General features: G+C 65.7%; 13 protein-coding genes. 10 read left to right on the forward strand and 3 right to left on the reverse strand.

Translation table 11 applies throughout. The annotated features are described in order from the left end of the window. Positions 1–14: 14 nt before the first annotated feature. Positions 15–446, reverse strand: coding sequence for a MarR family winged helix-turn-helix transcriptional regulator (locus HHL22_RS01325; protein WP_169529171.1), 432 nt, complete (start codon positions 444–446; stop codon positions 15–17). Between the two features lie 172 nt (positions 447–618). Here HHL22_RS01325 and kaiC point away from each other — a divergent pair, with 172 nt between their 5' ends. From kaiC to HHL22_RS01350, 5 genes are read left to right on the forward strand one after another with little or no spacing between them, the layout of a single operon-like run. Continuing rightward, positions 619–2,334, forward strand: a complete 1,716-nt coding sequence (gene kaiC, locus HHL22_RS01330) for a circadian clock protein KaiC (protein WP_169529172.1) — start codon at positions 619–621, stop codon at positions 2,332–2,334. An 18-nt stretch (positions 2,335–2,352) separates the two neighbouring features. Beyond that, complete coding sequence (locus HHL22_RS01335) at positions 2,353–2,691, forward strand: circadian clock KaiB family protein (protein ID WP_169529173.1); 339 nt, start codon at positions 2,353–2,355, stop codon at positions 2,689–2,691. Beyond that, positions 2,688–3,002 (forward strand): circadian clock KaiB family protein, encoded by a 315-nt coding sequence (locus HHL22_RS01340; RefSeq protein WP_169529174.1) that lies wholly within the window; start codon positions 2,688–2,690, stop codon positions 3,000–3,002. The genes HHL22_RS01335 and HHL22_RS01340 overlap by 4 nt, the downstream gene beginning before the upstream one ends. Before the next feature lie 24 nt (positions 3,003–3,026). Continuing rightward, a complete protein-coding gene (locus HHL22_RS01345) occupies positions 3,027–4,745 on the forward strand; it encodes a sensor histidine kinase (RefSeq protein ID WP_169529175.1) in 1,719 nt (572 codons plus the stop codon). Between the two features lie 41 nt (positions 4,746–4,786). Then, positions 4,787–5,185, forward strand: coding sequence for a nuclear transport factor 2 family protein (locus HHL22_RS01350; protein WP_169529176.1), 399 nt, complete (start codon positions 4,787–4,789; stop codon positions 5,183–5,185). Positions 5,186–5,323: 138 nt separating this feature from the next. Here HHL22_RS01350 and HHL22_RS01355 read toward each other — a convergent pair whose 3' ends face one another. Beyond that, positions 5,324–7,237 carry a CocE/NonD family hydrolase gene (locus HHL22_RS01355; protein ID WP_206680675.1) on the reverse strand — a complete coding sequence of 638 codons (1,914 nt, stop codon included), beginning with the start codon at positions 7,235–7,237 and terminating at the stop codon, positions 5,324–5,326. A 343-nt stretch (positions 7,238–7,580) separates the two neighbouring features. Here HHL22_RS01355 and mgrA point away from each other — a divergent pair, with 343 nt between their 5' ends. After that, positions 7,581–8,576: an L-glyceraldehyde 3-phosphate reductase gene (gene mgrA / locus HHL22_RS01360; protein ID WP_169529177.1), complete on the forward strand. Its 996-nt coding sequence runs from the start codon at positions 7,581–7,583 to the stop codon at positions 8,574–8,576. Between the two features lie 191 nt (positions 8,577–8,767). On the opposite strand, the gene HHL22_RS01365 is transcribed toward mgrA, so the two are convergent. Further along, the gene (locus HHL22_RS01365) at positions 8,768–12,091 is read right to left on the reverse strand and encodes an AsmA-like C-terminal region-containing protein (RefSeq protein ID WP_169529178.1); all 3,324 of its coding nucleotides are present in this window, start codon (positions 12,089–12,091) and stop codon (positions 8,768–8,770) included. 260 nt (positions 12,092–12,351) lie between these two features. Between HHL22_RS01365 and HHL22_RS01370 the strand changes: the two genes are divergently transcribed. The 4 genes from HHL22_RS01370 (at position 12,352) to HHL22_RS01385 (ending at position 19,702) form a co-directional block, all read left to right on the forward strand. Continuing rightward, positions 12,352–13,422 (forward strand): LacI family DNA-binding transcriptional regulator, encoded by a 1,071-nt coding sequence (locus HHL22_RS01370; protein ID WP_169529179.1) that lies wholly within the window; start codon positions 12,352–12,354, stop codon positions 13,420–13,422. Positions 13,423–13,437: 15 nt separating this feature from the next. Further along, positions 13,438–13,701, forward strand: a complete 264-nt coding sequence (locus HHL22_RS01375) for a barstar family protein (RefSeq protein ID WP_169529180.1) — start codon at positions 13,438–13,440, stop codon at positions 13,699–13,701. A 421-nt stretch (positions 13,702–14,122) separates the two neighbouring features. Continuing rightward, positions 14,123–16,900 carry an alpha-L-rhamnosidase gene (locus HHL22_RS01380; RefSeq protein ID WP_169529181.1) on the forward strand — a complete coding sequence of 926 codons (2,778 nt, stop codon included), beginning with the start codon at positions 14,123–14,125 and terminating at the stop codon, positions 16,898–16,900. Between the two features lie 129 nt (positions 16,901–17,029). After that, entirely contained in the window at positions 17,030–19,702 is a 2,673-nt protein-coding gene (locus HHL22_RS01385) for an alpha-L-rhamnosidase (protein WP_241737938.1), read from the forward strand. Positions 19,703–19,959 lie beyond the last annotated feature (257 nt).

The raw sequence follows: 19,959 nt of genomic DNA on the forward strand, positions 1-19,959 counted from the left end.
CAGCCGCCGGGGCCTTAGTCAGCGTCAACCAGCTTGCTTAAAATGGGAAGGGCCTGCTGCAGGCAAGCCAGCTCGGCGGCCGAGCACGTTTGCTGCAGGGTTTGGTGCAGCCACTCGTCGCGCTCCTGGCGGGCGGCCCGTAGCAGCGCGCGCCCGGCGGGCGCCAGCGCCACCAGCACCTTGCGCCGGTCGGTGGGCGAGGGCTGGCGCGTGAGGTAGCCCCGCGCGGCCAAGTGGCGCAGTATCTGCGACATGGCCTGGGTGGTTACTTTCTCGCGGGCGGCCAGCTCGCTGGGCAGCAGGTGCGGGTGCTGGTCGAGCAGGCGCACCACCGAGCGCTCGGTCAGCGAGAGCTGCTCGCGGCTGGGCGAGTGGGTGCGCAGCTTTTTAACCAGGCGCGTCACCACGGTGCGCAGGTCGGTGGCTAGGTGTGGAGCAGGGGGCATAGTAGGAAAGCTACTTTAGTAAGTTACTTAACTACTATACTAGACCGCCTAGGCCCCTAAAAGGTTCTCGGCTGGCGGCGCGGCGCCGGCCGCACGGCCCAGGAGCCGCAAATTTTTGTGCCGTACTTTTACCTTGTTTCGCAAGCCTCTAAGGGCTTCACCTCTACACCTTATGTCCTACTCCCAGCCGCCGGCGGCGCCCCCGCTGCCGAAGCTGCCGAAGGCCCCCACGGGCATCGCGGGCCTCGACGAGATTACCGAAGGCGGCCTGCCCCTAGGCCGCCCCACGCTGCTGGCCGGGGCCGCGGGCTGTGGCAAAACCCTGCTGGGCATCGAGTTTCTGGTGCGCGGGGTGCTCGACTACCACGAGCCGGGCGTGCTCATGACCTTTGAAGAAAGCGCCGATGAGCTGGCCGCCAACGTCGCCTCGCTGGGCTTCGACCTGCGCGGCCTGGAAGCCAATGGGCAGCTCGCGCTCGACCACGTGCAGGTAGACCGGGCGCAGCTGGCCGAGGCCGGCGACTTCGACCTGGAGGGGCTCTTCATTCGCCTGGGCTACGCCATCGACCAGGTGGGGGCCAAGCGAGTGGTGCTCGATACGCTGGAGGCGCTCTTTGGGGGCTTTCACAACGAGGCCGTGCTGCGCTCGGAGCTGCAGCGGCTGTTTCGCTGGCTCAAAGACCGGGGCGTGACCACCATCATTACGGCCGAGCGGGGCGAGGGCCACCTCACCCGCCAGGGCCTCGAAGAGTACGTGTCGGACTGCGTTATTGTGCTCGACAACCGGGTGGTGGACCAGGTGACGACTCGCCGCCTGCGGGTGGTGAAGTACCGTGGCAGCACCCACGGCACCAACGAATACCCCTATATCATCACCGAAACGGGTATTTCGGTGCTGCCCATCACGTCGCTGCAGCTCGACTACCCGGTTTCGTCTGAAATAATATCGTCGGGGGTAGCGGGGCTCGATGAGATGTTTACGCGCCGGGGCTGGTACCGGGGCAGCAGCGTACTCATCTCGGGCACGGCGGGCACCGCCAAAACCACGCTGGCCGCCGCCTTTGCCCTGGCCGCCTGCCAGCGCGGCGAGCGCACGCTCTACTTCGCGTTCGAGGAGTCGGGGCCGCAGCTCATCCGCAACATGCGCTCAGTGGGGCTCGACCTGCAGCCGGTGGTTGATAGTGGCCTGCTGCACATTGAGGCCTCGCGCCCCACGCTCAACGGCCTGGAGCGCCACCTGGTCACCATTCACAACCGCCTGGCCGAGTTTAAGCCCAGCGCCGTGGTGGTAGACCCCATCAGCAACCTGGTGTCGGTGGGCTCGCTGCTGGAAGTGCGCGGCATGCTCACCAGGCTCATTGACTACTTAAAAGTCAATAACATAACGGCGTTGTTTACGGCGCTGGTATCGGGGCGCCTAGGGCAGGAAATGACCGAAGAGGGCATTGCCTCGCTGGCCGACGTGTGGCTGACCGTGCGCGACCTCGAAGGCGTGGGCGAGCGCAACCGCGGCCTGAGCATTTTGAAAGCACGCGGCATGGCCCACTCCAACCAGGTGCGCGAGTTTTTGCTGACCGACGATGGCGTGCAGCTGCTCGAGGTAGTGCTGGGGGCCGGCGGCATCATCACCGGCACCGGCCGCCAAGCCCAGCGCCTGCTAGAAGAGCGCCAGGCCCAGGCCCACGCCCACGAGCTGGCCCGCAAAGAGCGCGAGTTAACCCGCAAGCGCCTGGTGCTGGAAGCCTCCATTGCCAACCTGCGCACCGAGTTTGAGTCGGTAGAGGAGGAACTGCGCCAAAGCAACCGCGAAGCCGAAGCCCAGCAGCACGCCCGCCAGGGTTTGGCGTCGGGCCCGGCCAGCCTACCTTCCACACAACCGCTAGGGTAATCCTGCGTACATGCGGCCATGATGAGGAACCGGCGGGACGACACCACGACGACGCTAGCGGCCACCCCGGCGGCGGCAAATAGCCAGCCCTGGCAGCTGTGCCTGTACGTAGCCGGCCCCAGCGACCGGGCCACGCGGGCCCTGGCCAACCTGCGCGGCTGCTGCGAGCAGCACCTGGCCGGGCGCTACGCGCTAGAGGTGGTTGACGTGCAAGCGTTTCCGGAAGTAGCCCGGCGCGAGCAGCTGCTGGCACTGCCGGCCCTGGTGCAGCGCGGCCCCGGCCGCCGCAAGTGCCTGGTGGGCGACTTATCCAACCCTGAGCAACTGCTGCGCAGCCTTACCGCTGAGGCAGCATGATAGCTTCTCCTAGGCCCCCCAACTCCGATGAAGCGCCGGAATTTATTTTTCAGCTCTTCATCACCGGCGCTACTCCCAACTCGGCGCGGGCAGTGCGCAACTGCAAAGAAATTTGCGAGCACTACCTGGCCGGCCGCTACGTGCTGCACATCGTAGACATATACCAGCAGCCCGAGCTGGTGCGTGAACACCAGATACTGGCGGTACCCATGCTGCTGCGCATGGAGCCGCTGCCCCACCGCCGCATCATCGGCGACTTATCGGCCCGCGAAAAGGTGCTGGAAGCGCTGGGCCTGCCCCTACTACCGTAATTTGCCGGTGCTATCCCTGCCGCTATGCTTCCCCTTACTTCGGCCGACGACCTAGCCCGCGAAAACGAAGAACTGCGCCAGCGCCTGCGCGAAGCCGAGGAGCTAGTAGCGGCCGTGCGCAGCGGAGCCGTCGATGGCCTGGCCCTGCCCGACGCCGGCCTGGGGCCCCGCTTTGCCACCCGCGAGGGCGCCGACTACAGCTACCGCGTGCTGGTAGAGCAAATGAGCGAAGGCGCCGCCCTGCTAAGCGCCGAAGGCCTGGTACTGTACGCCAACGTGGCGCTAGCGCAGTTGCTGGGCTACCCGTTGGCCACCGTGCTGGGCGGCGAGCTGACGCCCTACGTGCCGGCGCAAACCCAAGAGTATTGGGCGGCCCTGCTGCGTGAAGGTTGGCAAAACCCCACGCGGGGCGAGGTGCTGCTGCGCACGGCCGCCGGCGAGCTGTTTGCCTGTGTAGTATCGGTGAGCGCACTTTTCCTTCACGAAACTAAGGTGCTGGCGGTGCTGGTAACCGACCTGTCGGAGGGGCGGCGGCTGCGCACCATGCAGGCCCAGGTAGCGGCCCAAAGCGACCAGTTGAACCGGCAAACCGAAGAAATTGCCCAGCAAAAGCAGGTAGTGGCTGATACCAGCCGCATTTTGGAGGGCATTCCGCAAATTGCCTGGAGCGCCGACGCCACGGGCCACAACTACTACGTCAACCAGCGCTGGGTTGATTTTGCGGGTGATAATTCCGCCAGCTTTGCCCGCCAGCTGCGCGAGCGCACCCACCCCGACGACCGGGCCGCCGTGCTGGCTCAGTGGCTGAGCTGCGTCCGCACCGGCGAGCCCTTCGAGCTGGAGCTGCGGGTGCGCAACGCGGCCGGCGAATACCGCTGGCTGCTGGCCCGCGCCCTGCCCTCGCGCGATGAGCACGGCTGGGTGCGGCAGTGGATTGGCACCTACACCGACATTCACGAGCACAAGCTGGCCCAGGCGCGCTTGCAGCTGGCCCAGCGCCAGCTGCGCGATAAAAACAACCAGCTCAGCCGCGTGAACGTGGACCTCGACACCTTCGTGTACGCGGCCTCGCACGACCTCAAGCAGCCCGTCAACAACATCGACGGGCTGCTGCAAGCGCTGCTCGACGAGCTACCCCCCGAGCGCTCGGTGCCGGTGCAGGATATTCTGCGGCTGATGCGCAGCTCGATTACGCGCTTTCAGCATACCATCGACCAGCTCACCGACGTGACGCAGGTGCACCGCCAGCACAGCGCGGCGGCCACGCCCGTGCTGCTGGACAAGGTGGTGCGCGGCGTGGCCCTCGACCTGGCCCCGCTGGTGCAGCGCGCCGGGGCCGAGCTGGTGCTCGACGTGCAGGACAGCCCCCCGGTGCTGTGCTCCGAGAAAAACCTGCGCGGCGTGATTTACAACCTGCTCAGCAACGCCCTCAAGTACCGCTCGCCCGACCGGCCGCCGCGGGTGGTGCTGCGCGCCTGCCCCGCCGGCGACTACGTGCGCTTGAGCGTGGAAGACAATGGCCTGGGCCTGGATGCCGCCAGCCAGCAAAAGCTCTTCGGCATGTTTCAGCGGCTGCACGCCCACGTGGAGGGCGCCGGCATTGGCCTCTACATGGTGAAAAAGCTGGTGGAGAACGTGGGCGGGCGCGTGGAAGTAGCCAGCGAACTAGGCGTGGGCTCTACCTTCACCGTGTACCTGCCTAGGCCCGACGTGGGCGAAAAGGCCAGCTCCGCGCCGGCCTAGCGCGGCGGGACCGTTCTTTGCGGCTCCCTTCGTTTTTTTTCATGTCCGTACCCCACGAAATAGCGCAGCTGGAGCGCCGCCGCTTCGACGCCCAAATTGCCCGCGACACTGATGCGCTGGCCAACATCCTGGCCAACGACCTCATCTACACCCATTCCAACGGCCACCAGGATAGCAAAGCCAGCTACCTGGCTTCGGTAGCCAGCGGCCAGAGCCGCTACGACCACGTTGACATCGAGGCCCTGACCGTGCGGCCCTACGCCGACGACCGTACGGCTGTGGTCAACGGCCAGGTGCGCATCAACCTAGGCCCCGGCGCCGACGGGCAGCCCAGCTTCATCCGTATCAAGTACGCCGTGGTATACGTGCAGCAGCCCGAAGGCTGGCGAATGGTGCTCTGGCACGCGCAGAAGCAAGCCTCGGCCGACCCGCTTACTTAGTAGGCAGTAGAAACAGGCCCGACAGCATAAAAAAGGCCGTCATGCTGAGCCTGTCGAAGCATCTCTACCGAACAATACGGCGTGGTAGAGATGCTTCGACAGGCTCAGCATGACGGCCTTTCTTATGCTATCGAGCCTTTACTGCACCGGCAGCACCACCCGCGACGCGTAGCCCGGCTCGTGGTACAGGCGAATGGTGGCGGGTTTAGCATCGGCCGTGCCCGCTGGTGCCGCGCCGCCAAACTGCTGCGGATTCAAATCAACCAGCGGAAACCAGGTGCTTTGCACCTGCACCATGAGGCGGTGGCCGGGCTTGAACGTGTGCAGCACGTCGTTGAGGGCAAATTTTACTTCGGTAGGCACGTTGGGTTGGAAGGCCTCGGGCTGCTCGAAGCTGTTGCGGAAGCGCCCGCGAAACACCTCGGCCCGCACTAGGCGCTGGGCGCCGGCCGGCAGCGCCCCGCCGGGCGCGGGCGTGGCGGCGCTGTCGGGCAGCACGTCGATAAGCTTTACGATGAAGTCGGCGTCGGTGCCGCTGGTGCTCACCCAGAGGTCAGCCCCTAGGGGCCCGGCCACGGTCAGGGGCTGCGCAAGCGGCTCGGTTTGGAAACTCAGCACATCGGGGCGCTGGGCGGCAAAGCGCTGGTCCTCTACCATATACTCATTGTTGCGCCCGCCCTGGATGGCGGCTGTGTAGGGCACCGGGTGCGCGGGGTCGCTGCGGTATTCGTCGGCCGGGCTGGCGGCGGGTGCCGCGGCTAATTGGCCTAGGCCATTGAGGTAATAGGCCCGGCTCTGCGCCTCTTTGGGCGGCCAGGCCGCAAAGGTCTGCCACTGGTTGGTGCCGGTGTCGAATAGCGTCGCTTCGGCGGGGTTGAAGCTGCCTTTGTCTTTGAGGTAGTAATTGAAAAACGGCGTTTCCAGTGTGCGGCGGTAATACTCAGCCGTGTTCTGGCCGAAGCTGAGCGGGCCAAACTTGCTCCAGTCGGTGCGGCTCCAGGCGCCGTGGGTCCAGGGGCCCATCACCAGGCGGTTGGTAGCCCTGGGGTTCTGCTGTTCGATGGCCTGGTAGGTGTGCAGCGCCCCAAACAAGTCCTCGGCGTCGAACCAGCCGCCCACCACCAGCACGGCCGGGCGCACCCCCGTCAGGTGCGGCCGAATATTGCGCGCCTGCCAGTAGGCGTCGTAGGTGTTGTGGGCTAAGTACTCGTTCCACACCTTAGCCCGGCCCCCGAAGTACTGCGGCTGGTTGGCATTTTGCAAAGGCCCTAGGGCCCGGAAGAAGGCGTAGCTATCGGTGATATTCAGCTTGAACAGCGGCTGGTAGCGGGCCGTGGGCTGGGGCCGGGGCACATCGAAGAAGTTGGTGAAATCGAAGTTGTCGAGCAGGAAAAACGCGCCGTTGTGGTAGGCATCGTCGCCCATAAACTCGTCGGTGACCGGCGCCTGGGGCGATACGGCCTTGAGGGCCGGGTGGGCGCCGGGCAGGCTAGCCGTAGCATAAAAACCTGGGTACGAGATACCCATGATGCCCACGCGGCCGTTGTTGCCGGGCACGTTTTGGAGCAGCCACTCAATGGTATCGTAGGTGTCGGTGCTTTCGTCGTGGGGCGCGGCCGGGCCTCTAGGAATACGGCGCGCCTTATTCGCGGCGGTGGGCCCTAGGGCGGGCGTCATCTCCTCAAACTGCCCCTCGCTGAGGTAGCGGCCGCGCACGTCCTGATACACGAAAATGTACTTTTCCTGGCTTAGCTCGCGGCTGGGGCCGGGGCCGCGCAGGGGGTAGTGGTCCTCGCCGCGCGGGCCGGCGCCGTAGGGCGTGCGCTCCATAATAATGGGGTAGGGGTGGGCGCGGTCGGCATCGCGCGGCACGTACACGATGGTGGCGAGCTTCACCCCGTCGCGCATAACTACTTGGCGGTCAAGCTTGCGGTAGTGCTGGCGCACAAAGGCTGAATCCTGCGCGCGGGTGGGCGCCGGGGCAGGCGACTGGGCCAGGGCGGGCAGCGCAGCGGCCAGCAGGCCTAGGGTCGGTAAAAAGCGGAAAGACATAGAAAGGAGCGTTGGTAACTCAAGTTGCGGAGTATAGTCAGGCGGCGAATTCCCCTCCTTAGCCAAGGAGGGGATGTTGGCGCGGCGCGCCAACGGGGGTGGTTGCGGGCGTTGCACGAGTTAGCGGGCGAGTCGTTCAACGCCCGGCAACCACCCCGCTTCGGCTTCGCCGAAGCATTCCCTCCTTAGCCAAGGAGGGAAATTGATGACCTGATTATACTCCGCAACTTGAGCTTGGTAGACTACCTGGCCCCCAAGTACGGCACGGGAAGCCTACTTTTAACCTCCCTTCCGCGCGGCTAGTTGTAGCCCCGCATCTCCTTTGCCACCCCCTTCTCCACTCATGAGCTACCAACCAACCCTCACCCGCTACGACCACATGAGCTACCGCCGCAGCGGGCGCAGCGGCGTGCAGCTACCCGCCATCTCGCTGGGCTTGTGGCAAAACTTTGGCGAGCGCGATGCCCTGGGCAACTGCCGCACCATGCTGCGCACGGCCTTCGACGCGGGCATTACGCACTTCGACCTGGCCAACAACTACGGCCCGCCCCCCGGCGCCGCCGAGGAAACGTTTGGCCAACTGTATAAGAGCGATTTCCGGCCCTACCGCGACGAGCTGTTCATCAGCTCGAAGGCGGGCTACGGCATGTGGCCCGGCCCCTACGGCGACGGCGGCTCGCGCAAATACTTGATGGCCAGCTTAGAGCAAAGCCTGCGCCGGATGGGCCTCGACTACGTGGATGTGTTCTATCACCACCGCCCCGACCCCGATACGCCCCTGGAGGAAAGCATGATGGCGCTGGCCGATATGGTGCGCCAGGGCAAGGCCCTGTACGTAGGCCTGAGCAGCTACAACCCCGAAGAAATCCGCCGCGCCTGCGCCCTGCTGCGCGAGCTGGGCACGCCTTGCCTGCTGCACCAGCCCAAGTACTCGCTGCTGGTGCGCGACCCCGAGCACGGCCTGCTCGACGCGCTGGCCGAAGAAGGCGTGGGCTGCATTGCCTTTTCGGCCCTGGCCCAGGGCGTGCTGACCGACAAATACTTGCAGGGCGTGCCGCCCGACTCGCGCGCCGCCCGCCAGCTCGGCAACGGCGCCATTGAGGAAAGCCAGCTCAACCCCGCCAACATCGAAAAAGCCCGTCAGCTGAACGAGCTGGCCCAGCAGCGCGGCCAGTCGCTGGCCCAACTGGCGCTGGCCTGGGTGCTACGCGACCCACGCATGACGTCCGTCATCATCGGGGCCAGCAAGCCCGCTCAGATTACCGACGCGGTGGGCAGCCTGGCCAAAGCGGATTTCAGCGCCGACGAGCTGGCTCGCATCGAGGAAATACTGGCCTAGGGGTGGTTAACGAGGCTTTCTAAGCTAACATAGAAAAGTCGAAACAACTCAGAAAGCACGTCATGCTGAGCGCAGCCGAAGCATCTCTACCGCGCCGCCTAGGGCCATTGTTCGGTAGAGATGCTTCGGCTGCGCTCAGCATGACCGCCTTTTTTAGTTGTCTTTTCCTGTCTTTTTACCAACAACAACCCCTAGGGCGTATCGGCGGTGCTGGTAGCGGGCTGGGCGGGCGAGGCCGTGAGGGGCGTGCGCGGCAGCAAGTGCAGGGTGGTGTCGAGGCGCTGGGTGAGGATGAGCAGGTGGCTTTGGCGGCGCAAGATGGCCTGCTGCTGGCGCTGCTCGTTCTTCTGGAAAACGCGCACCTGGTACTTGGTGTGGGGCTGGGTGCGGCTCAGGTTCACGTAGGTGAGCTTGGTAGCGTGGCGGTTCACTTCTTCGCCGGCCTGGATGCGGGCAATGCGCTTTTGGTTGTTGCCCAGCAGCGCGTGCACCGGGTTCATGCCGATGAAGAGGTTGGCGCGGCCATCGAACCCGTAGCGTCCGCTCACTTGCAGCTCGGTGAGGTTGCTGTCGAGGCGCAGGTCGGGGATGAGCAGCTGGCCCTTACTAAGCACAAACTCGGTGGCAACGGGCTCGAAGTAGAGGTGGTGCGTGCGCTTCTTCACCAGCTTAAAGGCATCTTCGAGCGCCTCTACGTCAATCAGCTCCAGGTTGCGAATGTCGGCTTTGAGGTAGCCGGTGGTGTAGTTGAGGTTGGGTAAAAAGCGCGCGTCAAGGTCGGTGCGCAGGGCGGCGGCGCAGCGCAGCGAGCCCCGAATATTGTTGGCCGTGAGCACGTTCAAGTTCACGTCGGTAAACGTCTGAAATAGCGTGGGTAGGTTGATGTCCTCCAGCAGCGCCTGCACTTGCAGCGGGTGGTGCTGGCTGCCGGCGTTGGTAATGAGCTTGCCGCGCAGCGAGATGCGCCCCTCTTGCGTGTTGAGGGTGCATACGTCGAGCAGGGCCTCGCCCTCGCGCAGCCGCGACACCAGCCGGAACGAGCCCCCCGTCACGCCGCCGTAGCGTACTTGGTCGGCCTCCACGCGCAGCAAGGCCGTAAACTGCCCGTTGGTGAGCATGGAAGTGGGCCGCTGGCCGCCATTGCGGGCCAGGCGGCGGGCTAGGCGCGCGGCGCGCAAAGCGGCACGCGCGGCCGAGTCGGCGGGCTGGGGTGGGGCCACGCTGGCCATTAATTGCAGCAGGCGCGGAATATCGAGCTGGGCGTAGCGCAAATCCAGCGTGGCGTCGGCGGCCACAATGTGCAAGCCATCGAGCAGCACCAGCGCCTGGCCCCGGCCCCGCCCGCCCTGGGGCGCCGTAAAGCGCATTTCGGGCATGTTGAGGGCGCTGCCATCCTTGTCGAGGCGCAGGTGCACGGCGCGCAGGGCTTCGCCGTCGGGCAGGGCCAGGGTGTTGATGTCGTAGCTCAGGTGGCCATTGGCGGCCAGCAGCAACTCGCGCACGGCCGGGCTGGTGGGGCGCTTGGCCGAATGCTTGGGCGGGTGGCTGAGGCGGCTCAACAAGTACTTGTAGCTGAGCGTGTCAAACTTAAACGCTACGTTGTAGCTCACCGGCGCCACGGCATTGGTCGAGTCGGTGGGCCACTGCACCCGGCCACTTACTGCGCCATCCCAGAGGCGGCCCCGGATGCCGGTAAGCTGCACCAGCCGCCCATCGTGGCGCACGCGCACGGCCAAGTCGCGCAGGGTGTCGGTGGCCAGGGCCAGCTTGCCTAGGTGCAGGGCCACGTCGAGGCGCAGGCCGGGCGGAATGAGGCGGCGGCCCAGGGTGGCGGCCAGGCGGCGCTTTTGGGCGGTGGTGCGCGCCGTAGGGCTAGGCGCGAGCACGCTGCCTGGGCGGCGAATTAGCTCGCGCAGCTGCCCTAGGTCCAGCTCGTTGAGGTCGAAGGTGCCCGCGATGCGCGCCGTTTCGCTTTGGTCGGTAAAGAAGTCGAGCAGGTGCACCGTGCTGGCCGAGGCCTTAAACCGCATACCCTGGCCCAGCACGCCCGAGGCGTTGGTGAGCTGCCACAGGCTATCGCGCAGCCCAATCTGCACGTTGAGATGCTGCAAGCCGGTGCGGCGGTTCTTGAGGCGCAGGGTTACGTCGTGCAAGGTGGCGGTGCCAAACACCGACATGTTCTTGCGGAACTCGCCGGGGTGCCTAGGGCCCATCATGGGCAGCAAGCCCCGCAGGCGCACGTTGAGGTCGGCCACGCCCTGGCTGGCGTGCCAGCGGCTGCTGGGCAGCACCACGGCCAGGGCCGGCAGGTCGGTGCGCCCGTGCAAATGCCCTTCCACGTAGGGCCGCCGGAAGTCGCGCAGCAAAAAGCTCACGTCGAGCTGGCCCACCGGCGAGTACACCCGGCACTGGTTGAAGCGCACGCGCATGGTGCTGGGGTCGTGGGCCGGGCCGTTGTCGTAGGTGGCCTGCAAGTCCCAGCGGTCGATGCGCCGCGCCGAGTCGGGCCACTGAATGCTGGCCCCGCGCAGCCCAAAGTTCATGATGATGCGCGGCCGCACCCTAGGCCCGCTGAGGCCCGACATGGTGTACACCAGCCGCGCCTTGCTGGGGCTCACGGCGCCGGCCATGTACTGCTTCACCACCGGGGGCAGGGCGGCATCCAGCACTTCTACCAGCGGCTGGTTGCCCGAAAACCGCAGGTTGAGCCAAGTGCCGCGCGGCGCCCCGCCGGTGTGCACCGAGTCGGCCCGGTGGGTGCCCACCAGCGTAATCGTGTCGCCGTTGAGGGTGGCGCGCGTGCCGCCCAGGAACGTGCCCCGGCGGCGCTCAAACTCGTAGCGGTAGTGCACCCGGCCCTGCACCGGCTCGTGGGCCAGCAGCGTGCCACTGCGGTTGCGCAGCTCATCGAGGCTGCCCGCAAAGTGGCCGCGCACACTCATTTGGCCGGCGTGCACGGCCAGGGCCAGGCGGGCGTAGCGGGCCGAGGCCGCCAGGGCGCTGTGAATGTAGTCGTTATGGGTAGTGATGCGCAGGTTGTAGAGCAGCACCGAGTCCACGGCCACCTCCAGGGCCGGGGCGTGGCCCTGGGGGGTGGGGCGCTTTTTGCCGCGTAGGCCCCAGCTGCGCCCTAGGGAGTCTACCTCCTGGTGCACCAAAATATCGCGCACCGTGAGGCGGGTGACGCGCACGCGGCGGTGCAGCAGCTCGCGGGCCACCAGGCGCAGGTCCAGCTCGCCGATTTGCAGCACCGGCACCGCCCGGCCGTGGGTGGTATCGGTGAGGGCCAGGTGGCGCAGGGTGGCGGTGGGGTAGGGGAAGTCGCGGAAGATAGAAAAATCGACCTCGAACGGCGCCAGCGCCAGCTCCGACTCGCCGGTGAGCGCCTTCCTGATTTCGCGCTGGGCAAAGGGCTGAGCATAGCGCGCCAGTAGTAGCCAAACCGCGCCCGCGCCCGCCAGCACCAGTAGCAGCAAGCTCAGGCCCAGTACACGCCACCAGCGAATTGGCTTCATATCAGTCGACTACTACAGCCCGGCCACCCGGCCGGCAATCGGTTTTAGGAACGTCCTACGTAAGTTGCTTAGTGCCCGGTCGGGTTTGGGGGCCGATTGTTGCCAGCCCTGGTGCAATTTTACTGTTCCTAAGGCTAACAGAAAATGCCTAGTGGGCTGGTAGCCAAGTTAGCCATTACTTTTCGTTTGCCAACCGTTGGGCTTAGGCCGGGCCGCTGCCCTGCTGGCCGCCGCTCTGTTATTCCTTTATTTCTGCTAGTATGAACCGCCGCGCCTCCATTACCGACCTCGCTAAAGCCCTAGGCCTCTCGCCCTCCACCGTGTCGCGCGCCCTGGCCGACCACCACGAGGTGAGCGCCGCCACCAAGCTGCGCGTGCGCGAGATGGCCCAGCAAATGCACTACCGCCCCAACCCGCTGGCCGCCGGCCTGCGCCGGGGCCGCAGCAATACCCTAGGGGTGCTGGTGCCGCACATCACCGGCTTCTTCTTTCCCGAGGTTATCCACGGCATCGCCACCGAGGCCAGCGCGGCGGGCTTCAACGTAATGATTTGCCAGAGCAACGAGAACGCCGAGCAGGAAAAGCAAACCATCGAGCTGATGATGAACGCCCAGGTGGCCGGCATCCTGGTGTCCATCGCCGATACCACCCAGGATTTCGGCCACTTCGAGGAGGTGCGCCAGAGCGGGGTGCCGCTCGTGTTTTTCGACCGGGCCGTGGAGGGCTTCAAGGGCCAGCAGGTGAGCGCCGTGACCCTCAACGACTACTACGGCGCCTACCAGGTAACCGAGCACCTTATTGCGCAGGGCTGCCGGCGCATTGCCCACCTCACCGGGCCGCCGCACCTGAGCATTCTCAAGCACCGCCAGCAGGGCTACCTAGATGCGCTGGCCGCCCACGGCCTGCCCGCCGAGCCGCGCCTGCTGGCCCAGTGCGAGCAAAACCAGGCGGGCGGTGCGGCGGCCCTCAAGCGCATGCTGCGCTTCATTCCCAGCCACCGGCCCGACGGCGTGTTCTGCTCCAACGACCTGACGGCGGTGGGCGGCCTGCAAATGGCCAAGAAGCTGGGCTTCCGCGTGCCGCAGGATTTGGCCATCGCCGGCTTCAGCAACGAGGTCTTCACCACCCTCACCGAGCCGCCCCTGACCAGCGTGGACCAGCGCTGCCAGCAAATGGGCCAAACGGCGGTGCAGTTGCTGCGCAAAATGCTGCCCGGCCCCGACCAAAGTAAGCACTCGCCCCGGCCCATTGTGCTGAAGCCTAGGGTCATTGTGCGCGAGTCGAGCCTGCACAGCGACGCACCGGTGGCGGAGGAAGTAGCCGAAGACTAACCGCGCCACTCAGCCATGACCCTCGACTTGCAAGGCGTCACCACCAAGGCCGGGTTGCACGCTCTATTTAAGGAGCGCCTGCACTTCCCCGATTGGTACGGCGCCAATTGGGACGCCCTTTTCGACTGCATCGTGGCCATCGTGCCCATGCCCGCCGAGCTGCGCCTGATTAACTGGCAGGAGTTTGCCGCCGCTGCCCCGCGCGATATGGACATCCTGCGCCGGGTAGTGGTGGACTACGCGCAGGAAATGCCGGGCTACCGCATTGTGCTGGGGTAGCTGCCTGGCCAGCGGGGGCCTGGGTGGGTTCGGGGCGGGGGGCCTAGGGCCGGTTGGCATGGCAACGTGACATAAACAACCCGTTGTTTATTCTGCCACGCGGGGCAGCTGGGAATAGCTTGCCGTAGCCCCAGGGTATAAATCGCCCTCGGCGTGGGACCCCACCCCCATCCCCTCCCCTCCGGGAGAGGGGAGCCTGATGATTACCGCCTAGGGCCGCCGTGGCTCCCCTCTCCCGGAGGGGAGGGGCCGGGGGTGGGGTCCCACGCCGAGGGCGACCCGGATACTGTTTCCGAAACCGCTCTAATTTGCTGCTTATCGCCTTCTTTTGCCGGTCAAAAGCTTGCTAGTCAGCTGGGGCGCTTCTGCCTTCGCAATCCGCTGCCAGTTTTCGCCGGGTCGGTAGCTTATCACTATTCTCATGAAAAACATACTTATCCTACTGCTGGCCTTGGGGTTGCTGCCTGCTGGCCGCGCGGCGGCGCAAGTGCGAGTGCAAAGCCTGCGCTGCGAAAACCTGACCAACCCCCTAGGGCTGGACGTTACCCAGCCCCGCTTTAGCTGGCAGCTGCGCGCTCCCCAAAACCGGCGCGGCGTGCGCCAAACGGCCTACGAGCTGCGGGTAGCCGCCTCGGTAGCCGGGCTGGGCACGGGCAAAAAGGCGGTTTGGCAATCGGGCAAGGTGGTTTCCGACTCGTCGGTGAACGTCACGTACGCGGGGCCGGCCTTGCAGGCGCAGCGGCGCTACTACTGGCAGGTGCGCGCCTGGGACAATGCCGGCCACCCTTCGGCCTGGAGCGCGCCCGCCTACTGGCAGGTGGGCCTGCTGACGCCCACCAACTGGACGGCCAGTTGGATAGCACCGGGCTACGCCGAAGACTCGGTGCAGCGCCCCAGCCCGGTGCTACGCAAGGAGTTTGTGGTGCGCAAGAAGCTGGCTTCGGCTACTGCCTACGTCACGGCCCACGGCCTCTACGAAGCCCAGCTGAACGGCCACCGCGTGGGCGACGCCTACCTGACGCCGGGCTGGACGAGCTATACTAAGCGCCTGGCCTACCAGACCTACGACGTGACGAACTTGCTGCAGCCGGGCGCCAACGCCGTGGGCGCCACCCTGGCCAGCGGCTGGTACCGCGGCTTCGTAGGCTTCGACAACGTGCACAACATCTACGGCCGCGACATTGCCCTGCTGCTGCAGCTGCACCTAGTGTACGCCGATGGCAGCACCGAGGACATCGGCACCGACGCGACCTGGCAAACCAGCGCCGAGGGGCCCATTCGGCGGGCTGAGCTGCAGCGCGGCGAAACCTACGACGCCCGCCGCGCACAGCTGGGCTGGGCCCAGCCCGGCTACGCCGCCCTAGGCTGGGTGGCGGCCCAGGTGCGGCCCTACGCCAAAGACGGCCTGTTTGCTTCGTTCAACGAGCCCATCCGGGCGCACGAAACTTTTACGGCGTTAAAGGTCAGTAAGTCACCTAAGGGCGAAACCATCCTCGACTTTGGCCAGAACCTGGTGGGCTGGGTGCGCGTGAAGGCCCGCGGCCGGGCCGGCGACAAAGTCACGCTCTCGCACTCGGAGGTACTCGACAAGCACGGCAACTTTTACCTGGCCAACCTGCGCTCGGCCACCGCCGAGGACACGTACTACCTGCGCGGCACCGGCCAGGACGAGGCCTTCGAGCCGCACTTCACCTTCCACGGCTTCCGCTACCTGCGCCTCGACGCGTATCCCGGCCCGGTGAACCCGGCCGACTTCACGGCCGTGGCCCTGTACTCGGACATGCCCGCCACGGGCTCGTTCAGCTGCTCCAACCCGCTCGTCAACCAGCTGCAAAGCAATATTCAGTGGGGCCAGAAGGGGAACTTCCTGGACGTGCCCACCGACTGCCCCCAGCGCGACGAGCGCCTAGGGTGGACAGGCGACGCGGAGGTGTTCAGCGCCACGGCGGCCTTCAACCGCAACACCAACAGCTTCTTTGCCAAGTGGCTGTGCGACCTGGCCGCCGACCAGGGCCCCGATGGCGCCGTGCCCTTCGTGGTGCCGAGCATGCCTTTCACCTGGGGCAAAAACCTCATCGGGGCCGCCGGCTGGTCCGACGCGGCCACCGTCATTCCCTGGGATTTGTATACCGTGTACGGCGACCGGCGCACGCTGGCCGTGCAGTACCCCAGCATGCAGCGCTGGGTAAAATACATCGAGGATAGAAGCCGCAACGGCCTCTGGGACACCGGCTTTCAGTTTGGCGACTGGCTGGCCTACGACGTGGACGACGACAACGCCGGCCGCTCGGCCGTGACCAGCCACGGCTTGGTGGCGCAGTGCTTCTGGGCGCGCTCGACCCAGCTGCTGCTGAACGCGGCCCAGGTGCTGGGGAAAACGGAAGACGCGGCCTACTACACCGCGCTACTGGCGCGCATCAAGGCCGCGTTCGTGCGCGAGTACGTGACCGGCGGCGGGGCCCTCATGTCGAACACCCAAACGGCCTACGTGCTGGCGCTGCAGTTCGATATGCTGCCCGAAAACCTGCGCGCCCAGGCCGCCGACCGGCTCGTGCAGAACGTGGCTGAGTACAACAACCACCTCACCACCGGCTTTTTGGGCACGCCCTACCTGTGCCAGGTGCTGAGCCGCTTCGGCCACGCCGACGTGGCCTATAAGCTGCTGCTGCAAAAAACCTACCCTTCCTGGCTGTATCCGGTCACGATGGGGGCCACCACCGTGTGGGAGCGCTGGAACTCGATGCGGCCCGACAGCACCTTCGCCCCGCCCTCCATGACCTCGTTCAACCACTACGCCTACGGGGCCATCGGCAACTGGCTGTATACCAGCGTGGCGGGTCTCACGGCCGAGGCGCCCGGCTACCACAGGTTCGCGGTGCGGCCCCAGCCCGGTGGCGGCTTCACCCAGGCCAGCGCCCAGCTCGAAACCGTGTACGGCCCCGCCCAGGCCCGCTGGCAAACCAGCGGCACCCAGCTTGCCCTCGACGTGACCGTGCCGCCCAATACGACGGCTACCGTGTACGTGCCCGCCGCCAGCCCCGATGTGGTGCGCGAAGGCCTGCGTAAGCTCGACGCCAGCCTCGGCACCCCGACGGGGCCGGCCGCCGGCGGCTACGTACCCATCACCGTGGGCTCGGGGCAGTACCACTTCACGGCGCCCTGGCCCGCCAAGGCTACGGCGACCCTAGGGCCCCAGTAGGCGCGTAATAGTGCCGAAAGATTTGTTTTACAATTTGCTTTCTTCTCTGCTTTGATGGTTATATTTCGCGTTCCGTTTGCTGGTTGGGGTTGGTTGTTGAGCTGCGCTAGCTTGCTAGCTATCAGCTGGTTGCTGGGGTCCCAGGCCGCCGCGGCCCAGGCGGCCGGCACGCCCGTGGGTTTGCGCTGCGAGTACCTGACCAACCCGCTCGGCCTGGATGCGCCCCGGCCCCGCTTCACCTGGCGCCTACACGACGACCGGCGCGGGGCCGCGCAAACGGCCTATCAGCTGGCGGTTGGCACCGACTCGCTGGTCGTGGCGCGCGGCGGGGCCGGCACCTGGGCACCGGGCAAGGTCGCGGCGGCGCAGCAGCTAGTGACGTATGCCGGGCCGGCGCTGCAGCCGTTCACCAAGTACTACTGGCGCGTGCAGGCGTGGGGCAAGGCTGGGGGCGCGGCAGCCGGCCAGGTGGCCAGCTTTGAAACCGGCCTTCTGGACCAAAAGAACTGGCAAGGCACCTGGATAAGCGACACGCGCGACGTGGCCCTGAAGCCGGCGCCCTACTTCCGCACCACGTTTGAGGTGCCTAGGGCCCTGCAAAAGGCGCGGGCATACATCGCGGTGGCGGGCCTCTACGAGCTGTACATCAACGGCCGCAAGGTGGGCAACCACCGCCTCGACCCCATGTACACGCGCTTCGACCGGCGCACGCTCTACGTTACCTATGACGTGACGCCCTACCTGCGGCCGGGCCGCAACGCGGTGGGCGTGCTGCTGGGCAACGGCTGGTACAATCACCAGTCCACGGCCGTGTGGTACTTCCACGAGTCGCCCTGGCGCAACCGCCCCGCCTTCTGCCTCGACCTGCGCCTAACCGGTGCCGACGGCCACGTGACCACCGTCACGTCGGGCACCGACTGGAAAACGGCCCTAGGGCCCCTGGTCTTCAACAGCATCTACACGGCCGAGCACTACGACGCCCGCCGCGAGCAGCCGGGCTGGAATACAGTTGACTTCGATGACGCGAAGTGGCAGCCCGTTATGCCGCGCGCCGCGCCCTCCGGCCGCATCGTGGCCCAGGCCCTGCCGCCCATCCGCAATGTTGAAAAGATTCCGACCCAAAGCCTGGCCAAGCTCAACGACACGACCTACGTGTTTGACCTGGGCCGCAACATTGCGGGCGTCAGCGAGCTGCGGGTGCAGGGCCCGGCCGGCACGGTGCTGCACCTCAAGCACGGCGAGCGGCGCTACCCCAATGGCCACGTCGACCAGTCGAACATCGACGTGCACTACCGGCCTACCGACAAGAGTGACCCGTTTCAGACCGATATTTTCACCCTAGGGGGCCGGGGCGAGGAAACGTTCATGCCCCGCTTCAACTACAAGGGCTTTCAGTACGTGGAGGTAACCAGCAGCCAGCCCGTGGCCCTGAGCGCGGGCAGCCTGACCGGCTACTTCATGCACAGCGACGTGGCGCCGGTGGGGCAGGTGCAGTCGAGCAACCCGACCATCAATAAAATCTGGTGGGCCACCAACAACTCGTACCTGTCCAACCTGTTTGGCTACCCCACCGACTGCCCCCAGCGCGAGAAAAACGGCTGGACCGGCGACGCCCACATCGCCAGCGAAACCGGCCTCTACAACTTCGACGGCATCACGGTCTACGAGAAGTGGCTGGCCGACCACCGCGACGAGCAGCAGCCCAACGGCGTGCTGCCCTCTATTATTCCCAGCGACGGCTGGGGCTACGAGTGGGGCAACGGCCCCGACTGGACCAGCACCATCGCTATTATTCCCTGGAATATCTACCTCTTCTACGGCGACGCTAAGTTGCTGGCCGACTGCTACGGTAACCTCAAGCGCTACGTCGACCACCTCGCCGAAACCAGCCCCGGCGGCCTCACCAGCTGGGGCCTCGGCGACTGGGTACCGGTCAAGTCTAAGTCGCCCGTCGAGCTGACGTCCTCGGTGTATTACTTCACCGACGCCAGCATTCTGGCTAAGGCAGCGAAGCTGCTGGGCCACCCCGCCGACTACGCCCATTATTCGGCGCTAGCCCAGAAAATTCGCGCGGCCATCAACGCCAAGTACCTGAACCGCCAAACGGGCCTCTACGGTAGCGGCGTGCAAACCGAGCTGAGCGTGCCGCTGTACTGGGGCGTGGTGCCCGACGAGCTGCGGGCGCAAGTGGCCGCCAACCTGGCCCGCCGCGTGGCCGCCGACCACTACCACCTCGACGTGGGCCTGCTGGGTACTAAGGCCATCCTCGGGGCCCTGAGCGACAACGGCCAGGCCGACGTGGCCTACCGCCTGGCCGCCCAGGAAACCTATCCTTCCTGGGGCTGGTGGATGGCCAACGGCGCCACCACGCTCTACGAAAACTGGCCTATCGACGCCAAAAGCGACATCTCGATGAACCACATCATGTTCGGCGAAATCGGCGCCTGGCTCTACAAGGGCCTAGGGGGCATCAAGCCCGACCCCCAGCAGCCGGGCTTCAAAAACGTGCTGCTCACGCCCCATTTCGTGGCCGGGCTCGACCACTTCGAGGCCAGCCACGAAGGGCCCTACGGCCTCATTAAGTCGGCCTGGACGAGAAACGGTGCTGCCGTAGTCTACAACGTCACGGTGCCGCCCAACGCCACGGCTACCCTCACGCTGCCCGTAGCCGCCGGCCAAGCGGTATCCGAAGCCGGCCAGCCGCTGGTGGCCTCGCGGGCAGGTATCCGGGTGGTGCAGGCCACGGGGCCGCTGCGGCAATACCAGCTAGCGGCGGGCGCGTATCGGCTGGCTATCAGGTAGTAGGCTGGGCAAAGGGTTGTGCGGTCGAAGCCAAATTGCTTGTTGACGGCAACTGCAGCGTGGCGCAAAAGCTAGGAGCAAGTTGTACTTGCCTTCCACCCCTAGGGCAAGCCACTGAGCAGAATAGGGTTGCGCAGAATAGGAGGAGAAAAATAATTTATTTACGCTGTAATGAAGTTAGAAAGTGAGCTATTAACTAACCCGCAGCTACCCCATTTCAAGCGGCTTGCACCTTATTTTCAGCGCATTATCTTCTC

The sequence above is a fragment of the Hymenobacter polaris genome (assembly GCF_012927305.1).
Taxonomy (GTDB): domain Bacteria; phylum Bacteroidota; class Bacteroidia; order Cytophagales; family Hymenobacteraceae; genus Hymenobacter; species Hymenobacter polaris.